The organism is Trinickia diaoshuihuensis (assembly GCF_003390925.1).
GTDB lineage: Bacteria > Pseudomonadota > Gammaproteobacteria > Burkholderiales > Burkholderiaceae > Trinickia > Trinickia diaoshuihuensis.
The window spans coordinates 179,819-202,096 of the sequence record NZ_QUBS01000088.1 but is presented as its reverse complement, the minus strand read 5'-3'; the positions used below and the strand labels follow the sequence as shown (position 1 = coordinate 202,096).

The 22,278-nt window shown below is 63.7% G+C and carries 21 protein-coding genes; 16 read left to right on the top strand and 5 right to left on the bottom strand.

Features of this window, described 5'->3' with window-relative positions:
- Window positions 1–15 precede the first annotated feature (15 nt).
- Window positions 16–1,377 (bottom strand): 3-carboxy-cis,cis-muconate cycloisomerase, encoded by a 1,362-nt coding sequence (locus tag DXT59_RS27095; RefSeq protein ID WP_116141087.1) that lies wholly within the window; start codon window positions 1,375–1,377, stop codon window positions 16–18.
- Window positions 1,378–1,529: 152 nt separating this feature from the next.
- Window positions 1,530–2,492 (bottom strand): LysR substrate-binding domain-containing protein, encoded by a 963-nt coding sequence (locus DXT59_RS27090; protein ID WP_116141085.1) that lies wholly within the window; start codon window positions 2,490–2,492, stop codon window positions 1,530–1,532.
- A gap of 139 nt (window positions 2,493–2,631) precedes the next feature.
- On the opposite strand from DXT59_RS27090, the gene pcaH reads away from it, so the two are divergent.
- The 15 genes from pcaH (at window position 2,632) to DXT59_RS27015 (ending at window position 18,923) form a co-directional block, all read left to right on the top strand.
- Window positions 2,632–3,378: a protocatechuate 3,4-dioxygenase subunit beta gene (gene pcaH, locus DXT59_RS27085; RefSeq protein WP_116141083.1), complete on the top strand. Its 747-nt coding sequence runs from the start codon at window positions 2,632–2,634 to the stop codon at window positions 3,376–3,378.
- A gap of 1 nt (window position 3,379) precedes the next feature.
- Complete coding sequence (gene pcaG / locus DXT59_RS27080; protein ID WP_116141081.1) at window positions 3,380–4,048, top strand: protocatechuate 3,4-dioxygenase subunit alpha; 669 nt, start codon at window positions 3,380–3,382, stop codon at window positions 4,046–4,048.
- A 154-nt stretch (window positions 4,049–4,202) separates the two neighbouring features.
- A complete protein-coding gene (locus tag DXT59_RS27075) occupies window positions 4,203–5,825 on the top strand; it encodes an ABC transporter substrate-binding protein (RefSeq protein WP_116141181.1) in 1,623 nt (540 codons plus the stop codon).
- Window positions 5,826–5,862: 37 nt separating this feature from the next.
- Window positions 5,863–6,870 carry a succinylglutamate desuccinylase/aspartoacylase family protein gene (locus tag DXT59_RS27070; RefSeq protein WP_116141079.1) on the top strand — a complete coding sequence of 336 codons (1,008 nt, stop codon included), beginning with the start codon at window positions 5,863–5,865 and terminating at the stop codon, window positions 6,868–6,870.
- A 175-nt stretch (window positions 6,871–7,045) separates the two neighbouring features.
- Window positions 7,046–7,603, top strand: a complete 558-nt coding sequence (locus DXT59_RS27065) for a GNAT family N-acetyltransferase (RefSeq protein WP_116141077.1) — start codon at window positions 7,046–7,048, stop codon at window positions 7,601–7,603.
- 49 nt (window positions 7,604–7,652) lie between these two features.
- Window positions 7,653–8,597 carry an ABC transporter substrate-binding protein gene (locus tag DXT59_RS27060; RefSeq protein ID WP_116141075.1) on the top strand — a complete coding sequence of 315 codons (945 nt, stop codon included), beginning with the start codon at window positions 7,653–7,655 and terminating at the stop codon, window positions 8,595–8,597.
- An 86-nt stretch (window positions 8,598–8,683) separates the two neighbouring features.
- Window positions 8,684–11,131 (top strand): TonB-dependent receptor plug domain-containing protein, encoded by a 2,448-nt coding sequence (locus tag DXT59_RS27055; RefSeq protein WP_116141073.1) that lies wholly within the window; start codon window positions 8,684–8,686, stop codon window positions 11,129–11,131.
- 175 nt (window positions 11,132–11,306) lie between these two features.
- A complete protein-coding gene (locus tag DXT59_RS27050; protein ID WP_116141071.1) occupies window positions 11,307–12,308 on the top strand; it encodes an LLM class flavin-dependent oxidoreductase in 1,002 nt (333 codons plus the stop codon).
- 51 nt (window positions 12,309–12,359) lie between these two features.
- A complete protein-coding gene (locus DXT59_RS27045) occupies window positions 12,360–13,685 on the top strand; it encodes an LLM class flavin-dependent oxidoreductase (protein WP_116141068.1) in 1,326 nt (441 codons plus the stop codon).
- A gap of 25 nt (window positions 13,686–13,710) precedes the next feature.
- Window positions 13,711–15,516: an amino acid ABC transporter permease/ATP-binding protein gene (locus tag DXT59_RS31470; RefSeq protein ID WP_116141066.1), complete on the top strand. Its 1,806-nt coding sequence runs from the start codon at window positions 13,711–13,713 to the stop codon at window positions 15,514–15,516.
- The gene (locus tag DXT59_RS27035) at window positions 15,516–16,292 is read left to right on the top strand and encodes a TonB family protein (protein WP_116141064.1); all 777 of its coding nucleotides are present in this window, start codon (window positions 15,516–15,518) and stop codon (window positions 16,290–16,292) included. The genes DXT59_RS31470 and DXT59_RS27035 overlap by 1 nt, the downstream gene beginning before the upstream one ends.
- Before the next feature lie 36 nt (window positions 16,293–16,328).
- Window positions 16,329–17,159, top strand: coding sequence for a MotA/TolQ/ExbB proton channel family protein (locus DXT59_RS27030; RefSeq protein WP_116141062.1), 831 nt, complete (start codon window positions 16,329–16,331; stop codon window positions 17,157–17,159).
- A 1-nt stretch (window position 17,160) separates the two neighbouring features.
- Window positions 17,161–17,598, top strand: coding sequence for an ExbD/TolR family protein (locus DXT59_RS27025; protein ID WP_116141060.1), 438 nt, complete (start codon window positions 17,161–17,163; stop codon window positions 17,596–17,598).
- Window positions 17,599–17,614: 16 nt separating this feature from the next.
- A complete protein-coding gene (locus DXT59_RS27020) occupies window positions 17,615–17,959 on the top strand; it encodes a DUF3088 domain-containing protein (RefSeq protein ID WP_116141058.1) in 345 nt (114 codons plus the stop codon).
- 154 nt (window positions 17,960–18,113) lie between these two features.
- Entirely contained in the window at window positions 18,114–18,923 is an 810-nt protein-coding gene (locus DXT59_RS27015) for a glycoside hydrolase family 16 protein (RefSeq protein WP_116141056.1), read from the top strand.
- Window positions 18,924–19,015: 92 nt separating this feature from the next.
- Here DXT59_RS27015 and DXT59_RS27010 read toward each other — a convergent pair whose 3' ends face one another.
- From DXT59_RS27010 to DXT59_RS27000, 3 genes are all read right to left on the bottom strand, one after another.
- Window positions 19,016–19,930 (bottom strand): hypothetical protein, encoded by a 915-nt coding sequence (locus DXT59_RS27010; protein ID WP_162878258.1) that lies wholly within the window; start codon window positions 19,928–19,930, stop codon window positions 19,016–19,018.
- Between the two features lie 203 nt (window positions 19,931–20,133).
- Window positions 20,134–20,769: an acyl-homoserine-lactone synthase gene (locus DXT59_RS27005; RefSeq protein ID WP_116141052.1), complete on the bottom strand. Its 636-nt coding sequence runs from the start codon at window positions 20,767–20,769 to the stop codon at window positions 20,134–20,136.
- Between the two features lie 250 nt (window positions 20,770–21,019).
- Complete coding sequence (locus tag DXT59_RS27000) at window positions 21,020–21,463, bottom strand: DUF4902 domain-containing protein (protein WP_116141049.1); 444 nt, start codon at window positions 21,461–21,463, stop codon at window positions 21,020–21,022.
- Window positions 21,464–21,551: 88 nt separating this feature from the next.
- On the opposite strand from DXT59_RS27000, the gene DXT59_RS26995 reads away from it, so the two are divergent.
- On the top strand, window positions 21,552–22,274 hold the full coding sequence (locus DXT59_RS26995; protein ID WP_116141047.1) for an autoinducer binding domain-containing protein: 723 nt from the start codon (window positions 21,552–21,554) through the stop codon (window positions 22,272–22,274).
- Window positions 22,275–22,278 lie beyond the last annotated feature (4 nt).

The following is a 22,278-nucleotide window of genomic DNA, read 5'->3' as shown; positions in this document are numbered from 1 at the left end:
CGGATGAAGGCCCGTTTATGAGTGCGCGCCGCGATAGCATTCGAGCACGGCATCGACAAATTGCCGCGCCTGTCCGCTGTAATTGGCGGGATCGAACAATGCATCGAGTTGCGCGTTGCCGAGCACGCGCGTGACGTCGGGGTTGTCGCCGAGTACCTCGCGCAAGCCGCGTCCGCTGCGCACAGCCTCACGGGAGGCGTGTTCGACGAGCTCGTGCGCCCGCAACCGCCCGATCGATGCGCCGAGCGCAAGCATCACGGATTCGCCCAGGATCAAGCCTCGCGTCATGTCCAGATTCGCGGCAAGCCGTGCGGTATCGACGTCGAGCCCCGCTACGACTTCTGTGACGTTCGCCAGGGCGCCGGCGCACAGGCGAGCGATGTCGGGCAGCGTTTCCCACTCGGCCTGCCAACCGCCGAGCGCGCGCTCGTGCTCCTGCACCATGGCTGAAAGCATCGTGGCGACGAGGCCCGGCACGCGGGCCGCGGCCGTCAGCGCGGCGGCACAGCCGACGGGATTGCGCTTGTGCGGCATCGTCGACGACCCGCCTTTGCCCGACCCGGACGGCTCTGCCAATTCGCCCACTTCGGTTTGCATGTGCAGAGAAATGTCTCGCGCGATCTTGCCGAGCGTGCCCGTCAGCAGGCCCAGCACAGTCGCGGCCTCTGTCACGCGGTCTCGCTGCGTATGCCAAGGCAGGCTGGGCAGCGGGAGCGAAAGGGCACTCGCGAGTGCTTGTGCCACCGCGGGCGCTGCATCGCCGAGGCTGGCGAGCGTGCCGGCCGCTCCGCCGAATTGCAAGGCAAGGGCGCGCTCGCGCAACTGAGCGAGCCGCGTGCGGTGCCGCTCGAGTGCATCGAGCCATTGCGCGAACTTCAAGCCCAATGTGATCGGCAACGCCTGCTGCAGCCAGGTGCGCCCGATCATCGGCGTGTCGCGGTATGCCGCTGCCTGACGCGCGAGCACATCACACAACGCATCGACGCCCGTTTCGATCCGATCTAGCGCATCGCGCAGTTGCAGCACCATGCCGCTATCGATGATGTCTTGACTCGTTGCACCCCAATGGACGTATTTGGCGGCCTCGGCAGCGCGCTCCGCGACGCGGGCCGTCAGTTGCTTGACGAGGGGGATGGCGAGATTGCCGGCACGGGCCGCCGCGGCAGTGAGTGCTTCGCCGTCGATTCGATCGGCCTGGCAAGCCGCTTCGATCGGCGCCACCGCATCGGCCGGAATGACGCCGGCAGCCGCTAGTGCGCGCGCGAGCGCCGCTTCGACGTCCAGCATCCGCTGTACCGTGGACGCCGGCGCAAAAATCGCCAGCATGGCATCGGTCGAGGTGAGTCGGTCGTTGAGTCGGCCTTCGTACGCGAACATGGGGACGAGCTTCGATGAGGAGAAAAAAGTTGTTCGGTAATCGCACAACCAGCGGAATATCGAACGCTGCGACCTCGATCGTATGCGCGCGGTAGGGTAAGGGTCAAGCCCGGGCCGACGTGTCGTGCGCTCGATCCGGCTGTCTCGCTTGTTCAGCGGGGGCTGCGCCGGGTAGCGCGGCGCTCGCTCGGTCGGGTATGCCTTGGGTCGCCGTTCGTCAGCGCGCGCAAGATCTCGGCCAGTGCCTCGACCCTCTCCAAGGGCTCTCCCGCGCTGCGGCGCAACAGTCCCACGGGCTCCTCCGCATTGGCCACGGGCAGCGGCAACCGAGCGAGTTCGCCGCGATCGAGATCGTCCCGTGCGGCGAATTCCGGCGTGATCCACACTGCGTTCGAACGCCGAGCCAGCAATCGTGCAACGGATACGGATAGCGTCTCCGTGCAGTTGCCCGGGACGTGCAACGCATGGGCGTCGAAGAAGGCGTCGGTGTGAAGCCGGGGCACCGTGCCGGCGGGCGCCACGACGAGCGGGTACTCGAGTACGGCCTGCGGGGAGACGGGGCGTGCATCCAGCAATGGATGGCGCGGCTGCACGGCCATGACGAGCGGTTCGGCATAAAGCAGTTCGAACGATAGGCCTTGCATCGCCGAAGGCTCCGCCATCCGGCCGACCACGCAGTCGAGGCGTCCTGCCTTCAGCGCGGAAAGCAGCACTTGGTTCGTCGCCGTATGAAGCCGCACGCCCGTTTGCGGCTCGCGCTCGCGTAGTCGAATCAGCGCATCGGGCAGCACGCCGCTTGCCACCGTCGGCAAAGCGCCGAGTTCGAGAATCGGCATAGGAGGTGCGACGGGGCCTTGCAAGGCGCCCGCGGCCGATTCCATCGCGTTCGCCACGCCGACGGCGTAGCGCAGGAAGTGCTCGCCGGCCGGCGTCAGACGCGCGCCGTGCCGTCCCCGTTCGACCAGACGAACATTGGCGAGCGATTCGAGTTCGGCCAGCGTTTTTGAAACGGCGGGCTGCGTCAGATTCAACTGCTGCGCGGCGCGGCCAAGGTGCCGCTCTCGCGCGATCGCGAGAAAACAACTGACGTGACGAAAGCTGATGCGGGTTTCCATTACCGCAGGTTATGGAATGACGGAACCGAAGTCAATTTACGCGCGTGCCTTGGGGCCCTAAAGTGAACGCCGTAAGGTCGCGCTTGAACCACTTGCGGCGCCGGGCTCATTCTTGCGGAGTGTATTGATCATGTCAGACATGCCGACGGCCGATTCCGGCCGCCTCTACGGCGATTTCGCCCAGCGCGATACGGCGTTGCATCCGCCGGCCTTTACGCCAGGCTACAAGACGAGCGTGCTGCGCTCGCCGCGCAATGCGTTGATTTCGACGCTGAACACACTATCGGAGCGGACGGCCCCCGTATTTCGAGCGGACGAACTGGGGCCGCTCGACAACGACCTCATCCTCAATTTCGCCAAGGAAGGATTGCCGGTCGGCGAGCGCATCGTCGTGCATGGCTTTGTTCGCGACGAATTCGGGCGCCCCGTTCCGAATGCGCTCGTCGAAGTTTGGCAAGCGAATGCGGGCGGCCGTTACCGCCATCGCAACGACAAGTACATCGCACCGATCGATCCGAACTTCGGCGGTTGCGGACGCATGCTGACCGATGAAAACGGCTATTACGTTTATCGCACGATCAAGCCGGGACCTTACCCATGGCGTAATCGGATCAACGATTGGCGCCCGTCGCATATTCATTATTCGCTGATCGGCGACGGATGGGCGCAGCGACTGATCACGCAGATGTACTTCGAAGGCGATCCGCTCATTGCCCAGTGCCCCATCATCAAAACGCTCCCGAGCGAAGAGCAGGTGCGCGGATTGATTGCGCTGCAGGACCCGGGCAACAACATCGCGCTCGATAGCCGTTGCTACCGCTTCGACATCACCCTGCGCGGACGCCGCATGACCTATTTCGAGCCGACGCGGCGCGGAGACAAATGACATGACGAATCGCGCCATCTTCTCTCCGTTGACTGCGTTCGGTCCCGTTCGTTTACCCGAGACGGCTTCGCAGACGGGCGGCCCCTACGTCCACATTGGCCTTGCGCCCAAGCAAGCGGGCTTCGACATTTTCGAGAATAATTTCGGCCACGAACTGGCCACGGCCGAAACGCGCGGGGAGCGCATTGCGATCGAAGGGCGCGTGTTCGACGGCACGGGCACGCTCGTGCGGGACGTGCTCGTCGAGATCTGGCAGGCGAATGCCGACGGCAAATATGCGCATCCCGGCGACAGCCGGGATTTGCCGATCGATCCTTCTTTCCGAGGCTGGGGACGGGCGGGCGCCGATTTCGAAACCGGCATCTTCCGTTTCGACACGATCAAGCCCGGCGCTTTGCCCGGCCCGGGCGGCACGATGCAAGCGCCGCACGTTTGCATCGTTCTGTTTGCACGCGGCATCAATGCGGGATTGCATACACGGCTTTATTTCGGCGACGAGATCGAGGCCAATCGATGCGATCCCGTGCTGACTGGAATCGAATGGGAAGTGCGGCGCCAAACGATGATCGCGCCGCGCACCGAGCGTGACGGTGTGGCCGTCTACTCGCTCGATATCCGTTTGCAAGACACGCCCGACGGCGGCCGGGAGACGGTGTTTTTCGATATCTGAGCGGGGCTCGTGGGCCTTGTTTAGCACTGCCGCAAATAATGTTCTGCCGATTTATTGGTGGCGCGCGCAAAACCGTCCGCCGAGAATCGAATAGTCATTTTTCGGCGTGATCCCCATGAATCCACCTTCGGTGAATTGTCGCGCGCTTGGCTCGATGGTCGTCGCGCGTATTTGGCGTTCCACGATCCTCCGGTGTCTGCTGGCTGTCATCCCGGCGCTACTGAGCCTGCCCGCCAACGCCGCTTCCGGCAAGACGCTCGTATTCTGCTCCGAAGGCAGTCCCGCCGGCTTCGATCCCGGGCAACACACGACGAGCACCGACTTCGACGCAAGCACCTACACCGTCTACAACGAACTCGTTCAGTTTCGCCGAGGCACGCTCGATCCCGAACCGGCGCTTGCCGCGAGTTGGGAGGTCTCCAGCGACGGCCGGGCGTACACGTTTCATCTACGCCATGGCGTCAAATTCCACACGACGCCATGGTTCCGCCCGACGCGCGAGTTCGACGCCGACGACGTGCTCTTTACGTTCAACCGGATGCTCAAGCCGGACGATCCGTTCCGCAAGGCCTACCCGGCGAGTTTCCCGTACTTCAGCGATTTAGGCTTCGATCGAAGCATCGAACGCATCGAGAAAATCGATGACTACACGGTGCGCTTCCAACTCAAGGAGCCCGACGTCATCTTCGTGCGCAATCTCGCCATGAGCTTCGCGTCGATCCTATCGGCGGAATATGCCGCGCAGCTAAGCCGCGAGCATCGCGAGGCGGACATCAACCAAAGGCCGATCGGGACGGGACCGTTCGTATTCCGCTCGTATCAGAAGGATGCGCTGATCCGGTACGACGCGAATCCCGACTATTGGCTGCCCGGGGAAGTAAAGCTCGACCATCTCATCTTCGCTATCACGCCCGACCCAGCCGCACGCATTCAAAAGCTCGCGAACGGCGAATGCCAAGTATCGGCGTTTCCGCGTCCGGTCGACATCGACACCGTGAAGCGCAATCCCACGCTGACGACGGTCTCCGGCGTCGGCTTCAACGTCGGCTTCGTCGCGTATAACACCCAGCATGCGCCGCTCGATCGTGTGGACGTGCGCCGCGCGCTCGACATGGCGATCGACAAGCCGGCGATCATCCAAGCGGTATTCGCCGGCAACGCGACCGTTGCGACGAATCCGATGCCGCCCGCGCAATGGTCGTACGACAACACGTTGAAGGATGCACCCTTCGACCCCGCGCGCGCGAAGGCGTTGCTCGCGCAAGCGGGTTTTCCGAGCGGATTCGAAATCACGCTGTGGGCGATGCCGGTGCAGCGGCCCTACAATCCCAATGCGCAACTGATGGCGCAATTGATTCAGCAGGACTGGGCCAAGATCGGCGTGCGCGCGAAGATCGTCAGCTACGAGTGGGGCGAATACAACCGGCGCGCGAAGCAGGGCGGCGAACACGATGCGATCCTGTATGGCTGGTCGGGCGACAACGGCGACCCCGATAACTGGCTCGGCACGCTGCTCGGCTGCGACGCGGTGCATGGCAGCAATCTCTCGAAGTGGTGCGACGCGAAATTCAACGCGCTGATCGAGCAAGCGCGCTCGATGCCCAACGTCGAAGAGCGCACGACGCTCTACCGAGAGGCGCAGGTCATTTTCAAGCAGCAGGTGCCGTTTACGCCGATCGATCATTCGATCGTCTTCCTGCCGGCGTCGCGACGGGTCAAAGGGTTGCCGCTTTCTCCATTGGGCAGTCATCGGTTCGACGGCGTCTGGCTGCAATAGCAGCCCCATTCACGCGTATGGAGGCAAGTCCCTTCCCATGCTTCAAATGAACCCTATTCGCAGTGAAATCGATCTGGATGCGGACGGCCTTCATAGCGGGTATCTGCGACTGCCTCATTCGGTTCACCGGTCGGCCTACGGTTGGATTCCGATCCCGATCGCCTCGGTGCGCAACGGCGAAGGCCCGGCCGTCCTGCTGATGGCCGGCAACCACGGCGACGAATACGAAGGCCAGATCCTGGTCTCGCAACTGATGCGCGAGATCGAACCGCAATGGATACGCGGTCAGATCATCTTCTTGCCGATGGCGAATTTTCCGGCCGCGGAAGCGGGTTTGCGCACCTCGCCGCTCGACGGCGGCAATCTGAACCGGAGTTTCCCCGGCGATCCGACGGGGACTCCCACGCAGGTCATCGCGGACTACATCGAAAACACGCTGTTGGCGCGTGTGCAGTACCTCATCGATCTGCATTCCGGCGGCAGCTCGCTCGTGTATGACGGGGCGAACATGCTCGCGATCGAGCCCCGCGACGCGAAAGAGCACGACCAGTTGCGCGCGCTGCTGGCAGCCTTCGGGCTGCCGCGCGCGTTCTTGCACCCGCCCAATCCCGTGCATGCCGCGACCGGCGCGCTGCGCCAAGGGGCGATTTCGATCCTGACGGAGCTCGGCGGCGGCGGCACGGTGCAATCTGCGCTGTTGCGCGAAGCGCGGCAAGGCTTGCTGCATTGGCTCGGCCATGTCGGCGTGCTCCACGGCCCGCTCGTGCCCGAACGGCCGCCCCACGAGACACGCTTCATGCGCGTCTCGGGCTCGCGTCATTACGTGTATGCCTACGAGCGCGGTGTCTTCGAGCCGCTCGTCGAGCTCGGCGATACCGTCGAAGCAGGGCAGAGCGCCGCCCGGATTCATTTTCCCGATACGCCGTTGCGCGGCCCCGTCACGATGCGGTTCGAGGGCGGCGGGCTCGTGGTCTGCAAACGCGCGCAGGCCGCGGTACAGCGCGGCGATTGCTTATTCCATCTTGCCGAACCCGACGATATCTAAAGAGGGAACAGCGCGACTATCGATATAGGAAAATGTTGGTTAATCGGCGAGTGGTGCTCGGGTATTGTTTCTGAAGCGAATTGAGATTTCACTGAATCGGTTATTTCGAAACAATCCTTATCACCTGACCGCCCGGGTTATATCCGGTGGGTCAGGTCATCATGAGCGTACAACGATGGCCACGAACGACACCATTGTCGATGCTTCCCCGTCGGACCCAGCCGCGGGGCCGTTAATCGACGCATTGCAATACGAATATGCCACGCGCTATCGCGAGTATCGCGAGAATAGCGACGCCGCCGCGGCGGCGGAACTGGCGCGCTATCCGGCCGAACTGTTCGCCCCGCCCGAGGGTGCGTTCGTACTCCTCTTGCGCGACGGGGTAACGATCGGCGGCGGCGGTTTCAAGCGCAAGGATGCGCGCACGGCGGAATTCAAGCGCATTTGGACGCATGCGGATCTGCGCCGCCAGGGCCTCGCGCGCCGCGTCGTCGAGGCGCTGGAGCTGCGCGCGCTGAAGCAAGGGTATCGACGGATCTATCTGACCACCGGTTTCAAGCAGCCCGAAGCATGGGCCTTGTACGAGCGTTCGGGTTACACGCCGTTGTTCGATCGGTCCATTGCGCCGGAGGTCCATCTCGTACTGCCGTTCGGCAAGGACCTGATCGAACCCGAGCGCACCGAGACGCTCGACGATCTGCGACCGCTCGAGCCGCTGGGCTTCAATAAGTAGGCAAGGCTTCTCGAAGCGCCTGTCCGTATTCTTCACTCGCCTGACCATCATGACGATCCTTAGTCGCAACCTCGCGCGCACGCTCGCGCCGGCGCTTTTCGCCCTCTCGTTTGCCGCATCCCATTCGGTCTTGGCGGCGCATCCGCTCGATCTGAGCCCACAGCAGCCTGGACGCATCCGGGCCACGGCCGATGCGGCGGCCATCGCCGCCGTTCCGCCGTCGTTCCCGTTCGTCGAGAAAGACGTGCTGACGATCGGCGTTTCCGCGGGTTCGCCGCCGCTCAGCGCCTACGCGACCGATGCGAAGACGCTCGTTGGTTTCGATCCCGATTTATCGCAATTGGTCGCGGACGGTCTGGGCCGCAAGCTGAAGATCGTCGCGCTGTCATGGCCCGACTGGCCGCTCGCGTTGCAGTCGGGAAAAGTCGATGCGGTCATTGCGAACGTCACGGTGACGGAGGAGCGCAAGGAGAAGTTCGACTTCTCGACCTATCGTCGCGATCAACTCGGCTTTTACGTCGCGAACGGCAGCTCGATCAAGTCGATTCGCGAGCCCAAGGATATTGCCGGCTTGCGTGTCATTACCGATGCGGGCACGAATCAGGAAAAGATCCTGCTCGAATGGGATAAAGAGAACGTCGCGCACGGACTGAAGCCGGTTCAGGTGCAATACTACGACGACCCCGCGGTGCGTTCGGTGGCGCTGCTCTCGGGGCGCGCCGATATCGTCTTGAGCGTCAACGCGCTGCTTTCCTATCAACAGGCGCAGCAAGGCAAGATTCGACCCGTGGGTTCGATTAGCGGCGGGTGGCCCCGCACCGCCGATCTCGCGATCACCACGCGAAAGGGTAGCGGGCTCGCCGCGCCGCTCACGATCTTACTCAACGATTTAATTCAAGACGGAAAGTACCGCCAGGTGCTCGAGCGCTGGAATCTCGAATCGGAAGCACTCGACAAGGCACAGACGAATCCGCCGGGGTTGCCGAAGACCTGAATTCACGCAACTCGCCGAAAGCGTATCGCCTCCATTTTCATGCCATCATTACTTAGTACTACGAATTAATAATCGAACGAAATTCTATGAAAAAGACGACCGGAAACAGGGGCCGCGTGCGCGCGGATGCGAAGACGCAACGCAAGCGCGCAGCCGTGCTTGCCGCGTTCATGCTGGCAAGCGGTGCGGCGGCGGCCGCGCCGTCCGATGAGCAGAAGGGCGCGCCGGTCTCGGGGCAGCAGGGGACGTTCGCGGGCACCGTCCAGGACGTCGTGGTCAGTACCGGCACGCGCGAAACGGACAAGAAGGCAGCGCAGAGCTTGAGTCCCGTCGACGTGATCGGCGCGAAGGATCTTCAGGCAACCGGTCAACAAAATCTGCGCGATGCGCTGATCGCGATCTCGCCGGCGATCGCGCGCCAGGAATATGCGGGCGATACCGCCGTGCTCAAGGACGTGCTGACCTTGCACGGTCTGTCCCCCGATCACGTCCTCGTGCTCGTGAACGGAAAGCGGCGCCATACGTCGGCGAACGTCTCGCTCGATAGCGGTCCGCAGCAAGGCTCGACCGGCGTCGATATCGACACGATCCCCGTCGGCCTCGTCGACCACATCGAAATCCTGCGCGACGGCGCGTCGGCCCAGTATGGCTCCGACGCCATCGCGGGCGTGATCAACATCATTCTGAAGTCCGATACGCATGGCGGTTCGATCGAGAATGCAACGGGACAGACCTACAAAGGCGACGGGCTGCGACAGAGCAACTCGGCCACGGCCGCGATCGCACTCGGGCAAAACGGCTTCCTCGACTTGAGCGCCGAGTACGATCGGCGCAATCACACGGTCCGTACGGGCTTGGACGATTACTTCGGGGCCTATCCGCACGGTTTGTACAACCCGATCGAGGGAGACCCGTCGAGCACGCGCGAAACGGTCGGCTTCAACGCAGGGTATTTCGTCAGCAACGACGTCGAGTTGTACGGCTTCGGTACGTATGCCCATCGCAACGCGGCCGCCTACCAGAACTACCGTCCGCCGATCGTCCTGCCGGCCGTGTACCCGAACGGCTTCTCGCCGCAAGAGACGGTCAACGAGAACGACTACTCGTTCACGGTCGGCGCCAAAGGCGAACATCTGTTCGGCTGGACGTGGGACTTGAGCTCGACCTACGGCGGCGACTACAACGGCCTCGGGATGGTGAACTCCGCGAATAGCGGCCTTTTCGCGGCGACCGGAACGACGCCGACCGATTTTCGCCTCGGCAGTCTGGAAAGCCGTCAATGGACCAGCAACCTCGACTTGTCGCGGCCGTTCCGGCTTCCGTTGCTGCCGGCTCCGGTCAATGTTTCCGTCGGCCTTGAGCAGCGGCACGAGACCTACCAAGTCGGGGCGGGCGAACCCGCTTCGTATCTCGATGGCGGTGCCCAAGCGTTGCCGGGTTTCGCGCCGGTCAGCGCGAGCAACAACTCGCGCGACGTGCTGGGCACCTACATCGATTTATCGACGAAGCTCACGCCGAAATGGCAGGTCGAGTTGGCCGGGCGGTACGAGCACTACAGCGACGTCGGCGACACCACCAACGGCAAGATTTCCACGCGCTACGACTTCACGCCGCGGATCGCGGTGCGCGGCAGCGTCAGCACCGGCTTTCGGGCGCCGTCGCTCGCCGAGGAGTATTTCACCAACCTGAACGTGTCGCCTGCCTCGGCGCAAGGGCTCCTCGCGGCGAATTCGAATGCCGCGCGCCTGATCGGCGCCGCGCCGCTCAGGCCGGAAGCGTCGACGAACTACAACCTGGGGCTCGTGCTCAATCCCGTGCACGATCTCAATGTGACGATCGACGCCTATCAGATCAATATCCGCAATCGTATCGTCATCGGCGGCACGGCCTCGGGCGCCGCGGCGATCGCGGCGATGAGCGCGGCGGGCATCGCCATTCCATCGACCGTGCCGGCAAGCGCGGTATCCGCCAGCTACTTCACGAACGGTGCGAGCACGCGCACGAGCGGCATCGACTTGACCGGCACCTATCACTCGAGCTTCGGGCGTTGGGGGCGCGTCGATTGGGACCTCGGCGTGAACTTGAACAATACGTCGGTCACGGGAATCGCGCCCGGCCAGAACGGTCGTCCCGCGCTGAACGCGCAGCAGGTAGCGTGGCTCAGTACGTCGACGCCGAAGAACAAGATCATCGTGGGCGGTACGTGGCATCTCGATCAGTGGGCGGTCAGCTTGCATGAAACGCGTTATGGCCCGACTACGACGCAAGCCACGTACTTCACCGGCCCCAATGCGTTTTCGACGACGAACTTCCTCGAGTTTCACAACGCGCCGAAGTACATCACCGATCTCGAAGTGCGCTACGACGTCAATCGCCACCTGCAAGTCGCGCTCGGTGCGAACAATCTGTTCGATGCCTATCCGAGCAAGCTGCCGGCGATCGCGCAGCTCGAGGGCTTCCAGTACGACGCCTACGGCTCGCAGATCGGCACGAACGGCGGTTTCTACTATTTACGCGCGCGCTATCAGTTTTAATCGGCAAAACCATTTGACCTGCTCGTAAATATCGATAGCAGCATTTATCGCAACGCGCGCAAGCTCGATTCACCATAATGAGTAGTCAGAGTTCCCCGCCGCGCACGGCAACCGTTCAACCGCTTGATCAGCCATTGGCTGCGCGGGTCAGCCCGCATCAATCCGGATTTCATTGATGGCCTATTCGCTTTCGATTCTCGATAAGAGCCCGGTCGCCGAGGGAGCGACCGCCCAAGATGCGCTGCGATTTTCGGTGCGGCTCGCACAGCGGGCCGAGGCACTCGGCTACCGGCGCTATTGGTTCGCCGAACATCACGGCGCGACCGGGCTGGCTAGTTCGGCGCCGGAGATCGTCGTCTCGCATGTATTGGCGCATACGTCGCGTATTCGCGTCGGCTCTGGCGGCGTCATGTTGCAGCACTACAGCCCATTCAAGGTGGCCGAATCGTTCAAGCTGCTCGCGACGCTGGCGCCGGGCCGCGTCGATCTCGGCGTGGGCAAGGCACCCGGCGGTTTGCCGCTGACGACACGCGCGCTGCAGTGGTTTCACGACAAGGCCAAAAAGCCCGACTTCGAGCACCAGCTCGCCGAACTGGATGCGTTTCTAAAATGGGGCGTCGCGGAAGATCATCCGCTCGCGGGCGCGATCGCGCTGCCCGTGCCGCCCGAGGCGCCGCAGCGCATCGTGCTGGGCGGCAGCCCAGGGAGCGCCTTGCTTGCCGCGCGCTATGGCTGGGAGTTTTGCTACGCGGGGCATTTCAACGGCGACGAGGCCAATATCGAGCGTTCGGTCGACGCCTATCGCAACGCAACCGGGCGTGCGCCGTTGCTTGCGCTGTATGCCTTCGCCGCGGAGTCGCAGGCCGAAGCGCAACGGCAGGTCGGGCCGCTGCGCATTTTCAAGGTGCACTTCGCAAGCGGGCAGAGCGTCAATTTGCCGAGCCCGGAAGCCGCCGCCGAATTCGCGCGGCAAGCGGGCATCGCCGATTATCGATTGGAGGAGACTCGCCCGCACGTGATCGCCGGCACGCCCGATACGGTACACGCCGAGCTCGATGCGCTGCACGCGCGCTACGGCATCGACGAGTTCGTGATCGACTCGCCCGTCACCGACTATGCGCTGCGGCTCGGTTCGGTGGAGCTGCTGGCCGGTGCGATTCACGCCACGGCGCTCTGAATTTCGTTTAGCCCGATACCCGCTATCCGCTTGAAGAAAAGGATTCCTCGCATGACTACTCAGCGTAACGTCAATTTCGGCATCATGCTGCACGGCGCAGGCGGCCATATGAACTCCTGGAAGCATCCGTCGGGGCCGGCCGATGCCAGCGTGAACCTCGATTTCATCATCGAGGTCACGCGCAAGGCCGAAGCGAACGGCTTCGCGTTCGCGTTCGTCGCCGATGGCCTGTACATCAACGAGAAGTCGATCCCGCACTTCCTGAACCGCTTCGAGCCGATATCGATCCTGTCGGCGCTGGCGACCGTGACGAAGACGATCGGCCTGGCCGGCACCGTCTCCACGTCGTACAGCGATCCGTTCACGGTCGCGCGTCAGTTCGCGTCGCTCGATTTGATCAGCGGCGGACGAGCGGGCTGGAACGTCGTGACGACGCCGCTCGAAGGCACCGCCAAGAACTATGGCGGCTCGCATCCCGATCATGCGTTGCGTTATGAAATCGCCGACGAATATCTGAGCGTCACGCAGGGGCTCTGGGATAGCTGGGACGACGATGCCTTCGTCCGCGACCGTGCGACCGGGCGCTTCTTCGACCGCGACAAGTTGCATACGCTCGATCACAAGGGCAAGTTCTTCCAGGTGGCCGGGCCGCTCAATATCCAGCGCTCGCCGCAAGGACAGCCCGTGATCTTTCAAGCAGGCTCGTCCGACGCGGGCATCGCGCTCGCCGGCAAATACGCGGACGCGGTATTCACGCATTCGCCGTCGCTCGAAGAAACACGCGAGTTCAGGGAGCGCGTACGGCAAAGCGCGGTCGAGCACGGGCGCTCCGCCGACGACGTGAAGATATATCCGGGTATCGGACCGATCGTCGGCGCGACGCGCGAAGAGGCCGAAGCCAAGCACGATGCGATCCGCAACCTGCTCAACATCGACGAGGCGTTGGCGTATCTTGGACGCTTCTTCGATCACCACGATTTCAGTCAGTATCCGCTCGATGCGCCGTTCCCCGAACTCGGCGATCTCGGCAAGAACAGCTTCCGATCGACGACCGACCGGATCAAGGCCGACGCGCGCAAGGACGGCTTGACCTTGCGCGAAGTCGCGCTCAACGTCGCGACCCCGCGCACGCAGTTCATCGGCACGGGTGAGGAAATCGCCGACACGTTGATCCGCTGGATCGACCTTGGCGCCGCCGACGGCTTCATTCTCGGCTTCCCCGTGCAAGCGCAAGGGCTCGACGATTTCGTCGCGCACGTGCTGCCGGTGCTCGAGGCGCGCGGCCGCTATAGCCGCGCGCCGGCCGGCAAGACGCTGCGCGATCACCTCGGGTTGCCGCGACGCGAGAGCCGGTACGCGCTCGCGGAAACGGCCTGAGCACGCGAGCAAGAAGGAGCGGATCATGAGCGATTCCCTGTTGCATACTCCCGCGCCCGCCAATCTGCTCGGCGCCGACGCGCGCCAGCCCGACGACTATTCGCATTACCGTATCGTGCCCGCGCGCAATCGCGCGCGGACGGCCGGCACGCTACTGGCGGCCGTATTGATCGCGATCGTCGGTAACTCGGTGCTCGGCAATCCGCGCTGGGGCTGGGACGTGTTCGCGCATTGGTTCTTCGCCGAACCGGTGCTGTCGGGGCTGGGCCGGACTCTGCTGCTGACCGCGCTGGGCGCGTTGATCGGCTTTGCGCTCGGCGTACCGGTGGCGCTGGCGCGCGTCTCGCGTTCGCCGTTGCTCGCTGCGTGCGCCTGGGCGTTCGTTTGGATTTTCCGCTCGATCCCGCTTATCGTGCTGCTGTTGATTTTGAACAATCTCGGCTATCTGTACGAGCACGTCTGGCTTGGCGTGCCGTTTACGCACATTACGTTCTTCGAGCAACCGACCACCGAACTGATCGGGCCGTTCCTCGCGGCCGTACTCGGGCTCGCGCTCAATCATGCGGCGTTTTCAGCGGAAGTCGTTCGGGGCGGGATCCTATCGGTCGATCAAGGGCAGTTAGAGGCGGCAGCGGCGCTGGGCTTGCCGCGCGGCCGCCAAGTCCGTCGCATCGTGCTGCCCCAGGCGATGCGCTCGATTGTGCCGACCGCGTTCAACGACATCATCGGGCTCGCCAAGGGCACGTCCGTCGTCTATGTTCTGGCGATGCCCGAATTGTTCTATACGGTGCAGATCATTTACCACCGTAACCTCGAGGTGATTCCGTTGTTGATGGTCGCGACGGTTTGGTACCTGATCATCTTGACCGTCCTGTCCGCCATTCAGGTGCACGTCGAACGTTATTTCGCGCGCGGTGCGACGCGCAATCCCGTGCCTTCGAAGATCGGCGCGCAGATCGCGCGATGGCGTGCCCGCTTGCGCGACGAGCGACGGACGAGCGCCAGCGCGCAGGCGGCCGCGCCGGCCCAGTCGATCGACGCGGCGGCCGCCGCGCGCTGGGCCGAGCACCGCACGGGCGGTACGGTGCGCATTCATCGCGTGTCGAAGAGCTTCGGTGCGCAGAAGGTGCTCGACGACATCTCGCTGACCGTGCCTTCGGGCAGCGTAACGGTCGTACTCGGTCAATCGGGCTCGGGCAAATCGACGCTGCTGCGCTCGATCAACCATCTCGAGCGCCTGGACGACGGCTTCATCGACGTCGACGGCGAGTTGCTCGGCTACCGCCGCGAGGGCCGCACGCTGTACGAGCTCAAGGAAAAAGACATCCTATCGCGGCGCGTCGACGTCGGCATGGTGTTCCAGGGCTTCAACCTCTTTCCGCATTTGAGCGTGCTGGAGAACATCGTCGAAGCGCCCGTCGCGGCGGGCGTGCCGCGCGCCGAGGCGCAGCAGCTTGCGCGCGAGCTGCTCGCGCGGGTGGGCTTGGCGAACAAGGCCGATGCATGGCCGCGGCAGCTATCGGGCGGGCAGCAACAGCGCGTGGCGATCGCGCGCGCGCTCGCGTTGAAACCGAAAGTATTGTTGTTCGACGAACCAACCTCGGCACTCGATCCCGAGCTCGTGACCGAAGTGCTCGATGTGATTCGTCAATTGGCGCGCTCGGGGACGACGCTGATCATCGTCACCCATGAGATCGGCTTTGCGCGGGAAGTGGCCGATACGATCGTGTTCATGGATCGCGGCCGTATCGTCGAAACAGGCTCGCCCGAAAGGGTGCTTGGTTCGCCGGAGCATCCGCGCACGCGCGAGTTTTTGTCGAAGGTGCTCTGATGAACGACGGTTCCGCACTTGCATGGCCGCTGCTCGATGCGCGTACCGCGTCCGTGCGCCGTCAAGCGTCGGCGTGGCGCGAGCAGCGTGGCCTACTGGCGTCCGTCGCGCTGCATGCGGTGGCGCTCGCGGCGCTGGCCGCATGGTCCGCGTACGAACCGCACAGCGCTGCGCCCGAGAAGGCGATCACGCTGATACTCGAGCGACCCGCGCCGCAGCCCGTCAAAGTAGTGCCGCCAAAAGTCGAGCAGCCCGAGCCGCAACCTCTCAAGCGCGCCGAGCCCGCGCGGCCTAACGTGCCGCATGTGGCGCCGCAGCCGGTGCGTAGCATGCAGCCGCAGCCGCGTACGGTAGCCGCGCCGCCCGCAACGGCGCAGATTGCCACACCGCCCGCGCAACCGGCCGCGCCGCAGCCCGTCGTGGCCGCACCGCCTGCGCCGCCCGCACCGTCCGCGCCACCGGCCCCGCGTGTGATTAGCCAGGACGGCATCCCGTCCGACTACGTCAACCGGGTGTTCGAGCGCATCAACAGCAGTGCGGCCGAGCACTATCCGCGCATCGCGCGCTTCAAACACTTGGAAGGGCGCGTCGGTTATCGCTTGACGTTGGCGCCCGACGGAACGCTCTTGCGCTGCGAATTGCGTTCTTCGGGCGACGATACGCTCGACACGGCCGCGAACGACGCCATTCGTGCCGCGGCGCCGTTCCCGCGGCTGCCGGAGTTGGGCGGCTCTTCCTACGTGCTCCAAGGCACCATCGTTTATCAGGCCGATTGACGGCTTGCCCCGCATCATCGTTGAGGACGTCATTTCATGAGCACTGTTCAAATCGCGCAGCATCTCTCTCCGTGGGGACTCTTTTTGCAGGCGGATCCCGTCGTCAAGACGATCATGGCGGTACTCGTGCTCGCTTCGCTCGCGAGCTGGGCCGTTATCGCCGACAAGCTCTTGCGCTTTCGCGAATTGCGCGAGCGCGCCGCGCGCTGGCATGCGGCGCTCGCGCAGCCCGATGGACTCGCGGCGCTATCCGAGGCGCTCGCGAAAGCGCCGTCCGATCCATTCGCGAGCGTCCATGCGGCGATCGCCGGCGAGTGGGATCGAAGCCATGCGGCGCAGTTGACGCATACGCCCGCCGCTCGCGATGCCTTGAAGGAGCGCATCGGGCGAGTCGCACATATCGCGACCGGCGTCGAAATCGAGCGATTACAGCGCGGCTTGCCGTTGCTGGCGACCGTCGGGTCGGTTGCGCCGTTCATCGGGTTGTTCGGCACGGTGTGGGGCATCATCAACGCGTTCCAAGGTATCGCGGCGACTAACAACACGAGCCTCGCCGTCGTGGCGCCCGGCATCTCGGAGGCGCTCTTTGCCACCGCGCTCGGGCTCGTCGCCGCGATTCCGGCTGTCGTGGCCTATAACCGCGCGTCCGGCGACCTCGGCGTCTACGCGAATCGCCTCGGCTCCCTGGCCGGAATCGTCGAAGTGGAGCTGTCGCGAGCGCTCGAAGCCGGCGATACCCAGCTCGCTCATTCGAACGGCGCGCACGGCTTGAATCACGCGGGTGCCGCCGCGCGCGGGACGGGCGGCGAGACGGCAGGCCATGCGGCCGGTTTCGCGACCGGCGGCGTGGCCGCGACGGGAGCCTGACATGGGCGTGCGTCTACCCAATTCGGGCTATGGGCCGGGTGCGACTTACGGCGTACCGGTTAGCGACATTAACGTCACGCCGCTCGTCGACGTGATGCTCGTGCTGCTGATCGTGTTCATGATTGCAGCGCCGTTGATGGCGTCGGGTGTGAAGGTCGATTTGCCGACGAGCAATGCCAAGCCATTGAATGAAGAAAAGCCGCCGATCGCGGTGAGCCTCGATGCGCATGGCCAGGTGTACGTCGACAAAACCGCGGTCAACGAAAATACCCTGCTGCCCGTGCTCGCGCAGGCATCGAGCGGCGATCGCGAACGCCGAATCTATCTGCGCGGCGATCAGACGCTGCCCTATGGGAAGGTCATCGCGACGATGGGAGAAATCAACGACGCCGGCTACGCGAAGGTCGCGCTCGTTTCAGAGCCGCCGGCTCATCCTTGAAGGAGAGTGTCGAATTATGAGTCGAGATTTGCTGCTGTTGCTCGAACCGGGTTTTACCGATCCCGCCTATCCTGGCGAACGTTTCATCTGCCCTCATGGTGCGCCGATCGAAGGGCTGCTCGCGAGCGACCCGGCGCGCACGGCTCGGCTAGATATCAAACGCGTCCCGTTCCCGCGCCCGAGGCCGGACGTGATCGCGGCGCTCGACGAAGCGCATCAGGGGTTGCCGGCTTTGGTCTTGGGCGACGAATACCCTGTCCCCGACGACGCGCAAACGCTCGGCGACAAGCGCTTCGTGACCGATTCGAAGCGAATTCTCGCGCTGTTGGCGGAGCGTCACGGCTTTCCGAAAGTGCACTGAGCGATGGCTGGCCGCCTCGGGCGGCCGCCTCGTTGCGGCGTTCACGCTGCTACACATTCGGAACCATTAGGAACCTATCCCACGTATTTTCGCGTACTGGCCAAATCGGCTATTGCTATAGTGCAGCCTAGCGAAAACTCGAGAGGTGGTTCGCATGCGTCCGCTGAAATTCGCGTTTCTCGTTGTACTGGTCCTGTGCTTACCCTGCCTATCGCGAGCCGCGAGCCTGCAAAAACTGACATGGGGTAACCCCGACCAGTCATGGGGCACGAGGCGGCCTATTACCGAAGCCGATCGAGCGGCGATTCAGCGCTACCGCGCCGGGCGGCACGGCAGCCCGCTTTTCGTCACCGGCTTTTCCGATCCGGGGGCGCTCGGCTCCGACTGGCAGGCGCAGTCCGACGACTATCTGAAATCGTGCCGGCGGCCTGAAAACGCCGTCGCGACAGAGTCCGGACTGCAATTGCAGACTCGTGATGCCGCGGGTTGCCGGGCGCGATGGTCGACCGGCTTCATCATCAGCCGGCAACGCTTTGGCTACGGCTTTTATGAAGCGAGCATTAGGGCCGCCGATATCGATGGTCTAAATAACGCGTTCTGGCTCGTCACCGACGATCACTTCGAGATCGACATCTGCGAATTGCATTACCCCAATATCGATCGCATGACGCTCCACGATAACAACAAAATCGACGGTGCATTCCCGCTCGCGGTCGGCTTCGACAGCCGCTTCGCCGACAATTTTTCCAGCGATTTTCACGATTTCGGCGTGTTGTGGACCGCAAGCGATATCGTGTTCGAGGTGGATGGCGAGCCCGTAGCGGCGATCCGCACGAACGGCTCGATCAACGGCCGGGCCGATATCCGTCTGTCGTCGGCACTGATGGACTACGCCGGCAAGATTCCCGCGGATCCGGCCGGCCACGCGATGTCGGTCAAGTCGTTGCGCGTCTACCCGCTTTGAGCGCGACAACGCAACAATTATCCAATGCTCATCCGGCGGTCACCGCGGGCTTTGCCTTTCGGTGACCTATCCAGACCGACCTAGCCGACGCGTTACTTCGAGGAAAACGCGCAAACGCTCGCCCCCGACCGGCCGCCCGCCCCGCGCCCGGACCATACTATCGGCGAAGCCAAAGTAGCTCCGGTACCCGGCAAGCAGTAGTCGATCGTCATCGCGAGTTGGCGAGCGGCCTCCGCCTTGATGCAGCCGCAGGCCGTTTCCGTGGCGGCTCGCATGGCCCGCTCCGAAGATTGGAAGACGAAACGAACCTCTACCTCGTGATCGGCGACGCGCATGAAAATCTCGCGCAGGTCGGCTGCGCCGTCGCTCATCCTCGCCCAAGCGCGGATTTCCTCGAAGTGGTAATCGAGCCAATGCGAGAAAAACCAAGCATCTTCTTGGCTCGCCAAGCTAAACGCCGCATCGCACGAAACGACGCTGTGCAAACCGGATTCGCTTTCCCACAGCGACGCCGTCGCATGAGGACCCTCGGACGCCCGCGCCGGGAGGGCGGTGCTCCGCGTCACGCCGCGCGGCGTTCGAACCGCATGGGGCGTCGTCGCAACGGCTTCGCCGGCCATGGGCCCGGCCCATCGAGCCGATTCGTCGCCCGAGGCGACGGCGCACAGGTGCAGTTGATAGGCGCGTAACGCCTGCCAAAGCAGATCATGATCGTCGGCACGCGAAGGTTGCAGCGTCGCCGCAACGCAATCGCCTTGCAGCGGAGCCGTCGAGCGCGCGACGAGGCGCAACTCGCAAAGCGTCGCGCCATCGGCAACGATCAGCGCGCGCCGCGGCAGACCGATGACCGGCTGTTCGGCATGGGCGACAGTGACGGTCAACCCGTGCCGATCCAGCCGCGTCAGGGGCATCGAAACCGGGTGGTCGACGTATCGAACCTCGATTCGGGTCCGGGCGGTGAAATCGTCGTCGAAAACGGGTGCCGGCAGGTCGCGAGTGATATACACGGTGTTTCTCCTTCTACATTACGCCAGCGGGCCGCGGCGCCGATCCGAGCGCATAGGCGGCCTCGTCGCGCGGTAGCGTGCAAGCGAGGGCTTCGTGGAAAACCACAGATACGCGCCGCGCGTGATCGGCCAAGCGGCCGAACTTGGAAGGCGGTCGCCGCCGCTCCTTCGCGAACCCCGGAGAGCGGCCCGCAGCGAGCGTGTCAGGCCAAGGCCAGCAAAGCCGGCTCGCGCTCCTCGGTGTGCACGGCCAGCGCCGGATCGAGGCCGAGCGCCGTCAACGTTTGAGCATCGAGATCGATCCAGCAAGCGACAACCATCCGGCCATCGATACGCTGCGCGGGCCCGGCCCGGTGAGCGTGGACGCCGACGCGGCGGAAGAGCCGTTCCATGCTGAGGAAGGTGACGCCGATCAAACGGCGCGCTCCCAGCTTGACGGCACACTCGACGACGGACGCGAGCATCGGGCGCACGGCCCATGCTCCCGCCTCTTCCCCGAAGGCGCCATCGGAGGTGCTGGCCGCAAAACGCGAGAGTTCCCAGACGTCCGCGGAGCTCGGCGGCGTCATGCCGTCGGCCAGCAAGGACGGGAAGAGTTCCTGCAACAAGTAAGGACGGGTAGTTGGCAACAGCCTCGCGCAACCGCAAATGGCCCCCGATTCGTCATGAGCGACGACATACACGGTGTCGTCGCGGTCGTATTGGTCACGCTCGAAGCGATCATCGGCACACGGCAGACGCCATCCCAACAGTTCGACGAAAATCCGATGCCGGTAATTCGCCAGCGCGGCATCGAGATCTTCGGGCAGTCGCCCGTCGCCGTGAACAGAAGTCCGCATGAAATCCCTCGCTTTTGATTTTTGATGAGCGCATTACAGCGCGCGCTCCGAGGGTCGGTAACTGTCAACGTTGACAGGACTACAAAAGACGCACTTTTTCCTGCCGAAGCGCTGCTCAGCTTCCGGGCAAGTCAGTCCAAACTAATAATGAGATTGAAATGAGCCGACGATTTGCTTATAAATGAGACCTGTGGATGAATTTACAGATGAATCGAGTACGGACTTGCCGATTAGGCAACCCCACTCGGCCTTATTGGAGCGTCGGGCCGCGGTTGACCGCGTTGCCCCATGGGGCCAGTGCGGCTTGTGCGACGGCGTTCGGCCAGTTCAGACCCGCGACGCGCCGCAGCAGTGCTTGGGCCGTATGGCTCATGCCCATGTCGACGCCGTTCGTGTCGATGCACATGACGTTGCTGCGAATATCGCTCCAGGCCACCAGCAGGGCGCCCGAGGCGCGATCGACGTACCAGTCCCATCCGAGGGTCACGTGCACGGCGCCGGGCGCGCGCGGGCGCTGCCATTCGGTGTAGCCGGCGGTGCTCGCATCGACCCCTTCGGCGCGCAATTCCGCGAGCAGACCGTCGTCGAGCGCGGAGTCGACGTGGACGAAATGGAGCCCGGCGAGCGCGCACTCTTGGAGGCGGACATAGCCGTCGACATGGAGGCTGGGCAGCGTGGCGGAAGGGTGTCTCATGCGCCGGACTGTAGCAGCCTGTCGCAGCCGTGGGACCTGGCAACTATGACAGCCTTGTGTCCCGTGTTACTTATCAATTGGGGTATTCATGGAAGCGCCGTTGCGGTGGCAAGATAGTTACGAGGAGTTGCGCTCGGCGGGCGATGAGCGGCAACTGTTCGACCGGATCGCGGGGTTGGCCAAGCGGCTCGGCTTCGAGTACTGCTGTTACGGCATTCGCGTACCGCTGCCCGTGTCGAATCCGGCCGTCGCCATCTTCGATACCTACCCGTCGGGGTGGATGAAGCACTATCAGGAAAACCACTTCATCGACGTCGATCCGACGGTGCGCGAGGGTATGACGAGCTCGCGCCTCATCGTGTGGCCCGAAGCATCGGCCAACGCGCCGCGGCTATGGAGCGATGCGCGCGATTTCGGCTTGCGCGTGGGCGTGGCCCACTCGAGCTGGGCCGCGCATGGCGTCTACGGTTTGCTGACGATGGCTCGGCACGACGGCGCGCTCAGCACCGGCGAAATCGACGACTTGACGCTGCAGGCGAGTTGGCTCGCGAACTTGTCGCACTCGCTGATGAGCGAGTTTCTCGTGCCGCGGCTCGCGCCCGAAGCGGGCGTCGTGCTGACGCCGCGCGAGTGCGAAGTGCTGTGCTGGACGGGCGAGGGGAAGACGGCGTGCGAGATCGGCCAGATCCTCAATATCTCGGAGCGGACCGTCAACTTTCACGTCAACAACGTCTTGTTGAAGCTCAACGCCACCAACAAGGTGCAGGCGGTCGTCAAAGCGATCGCGATGGGGCTGATCGCGTCGGTTTGATCGC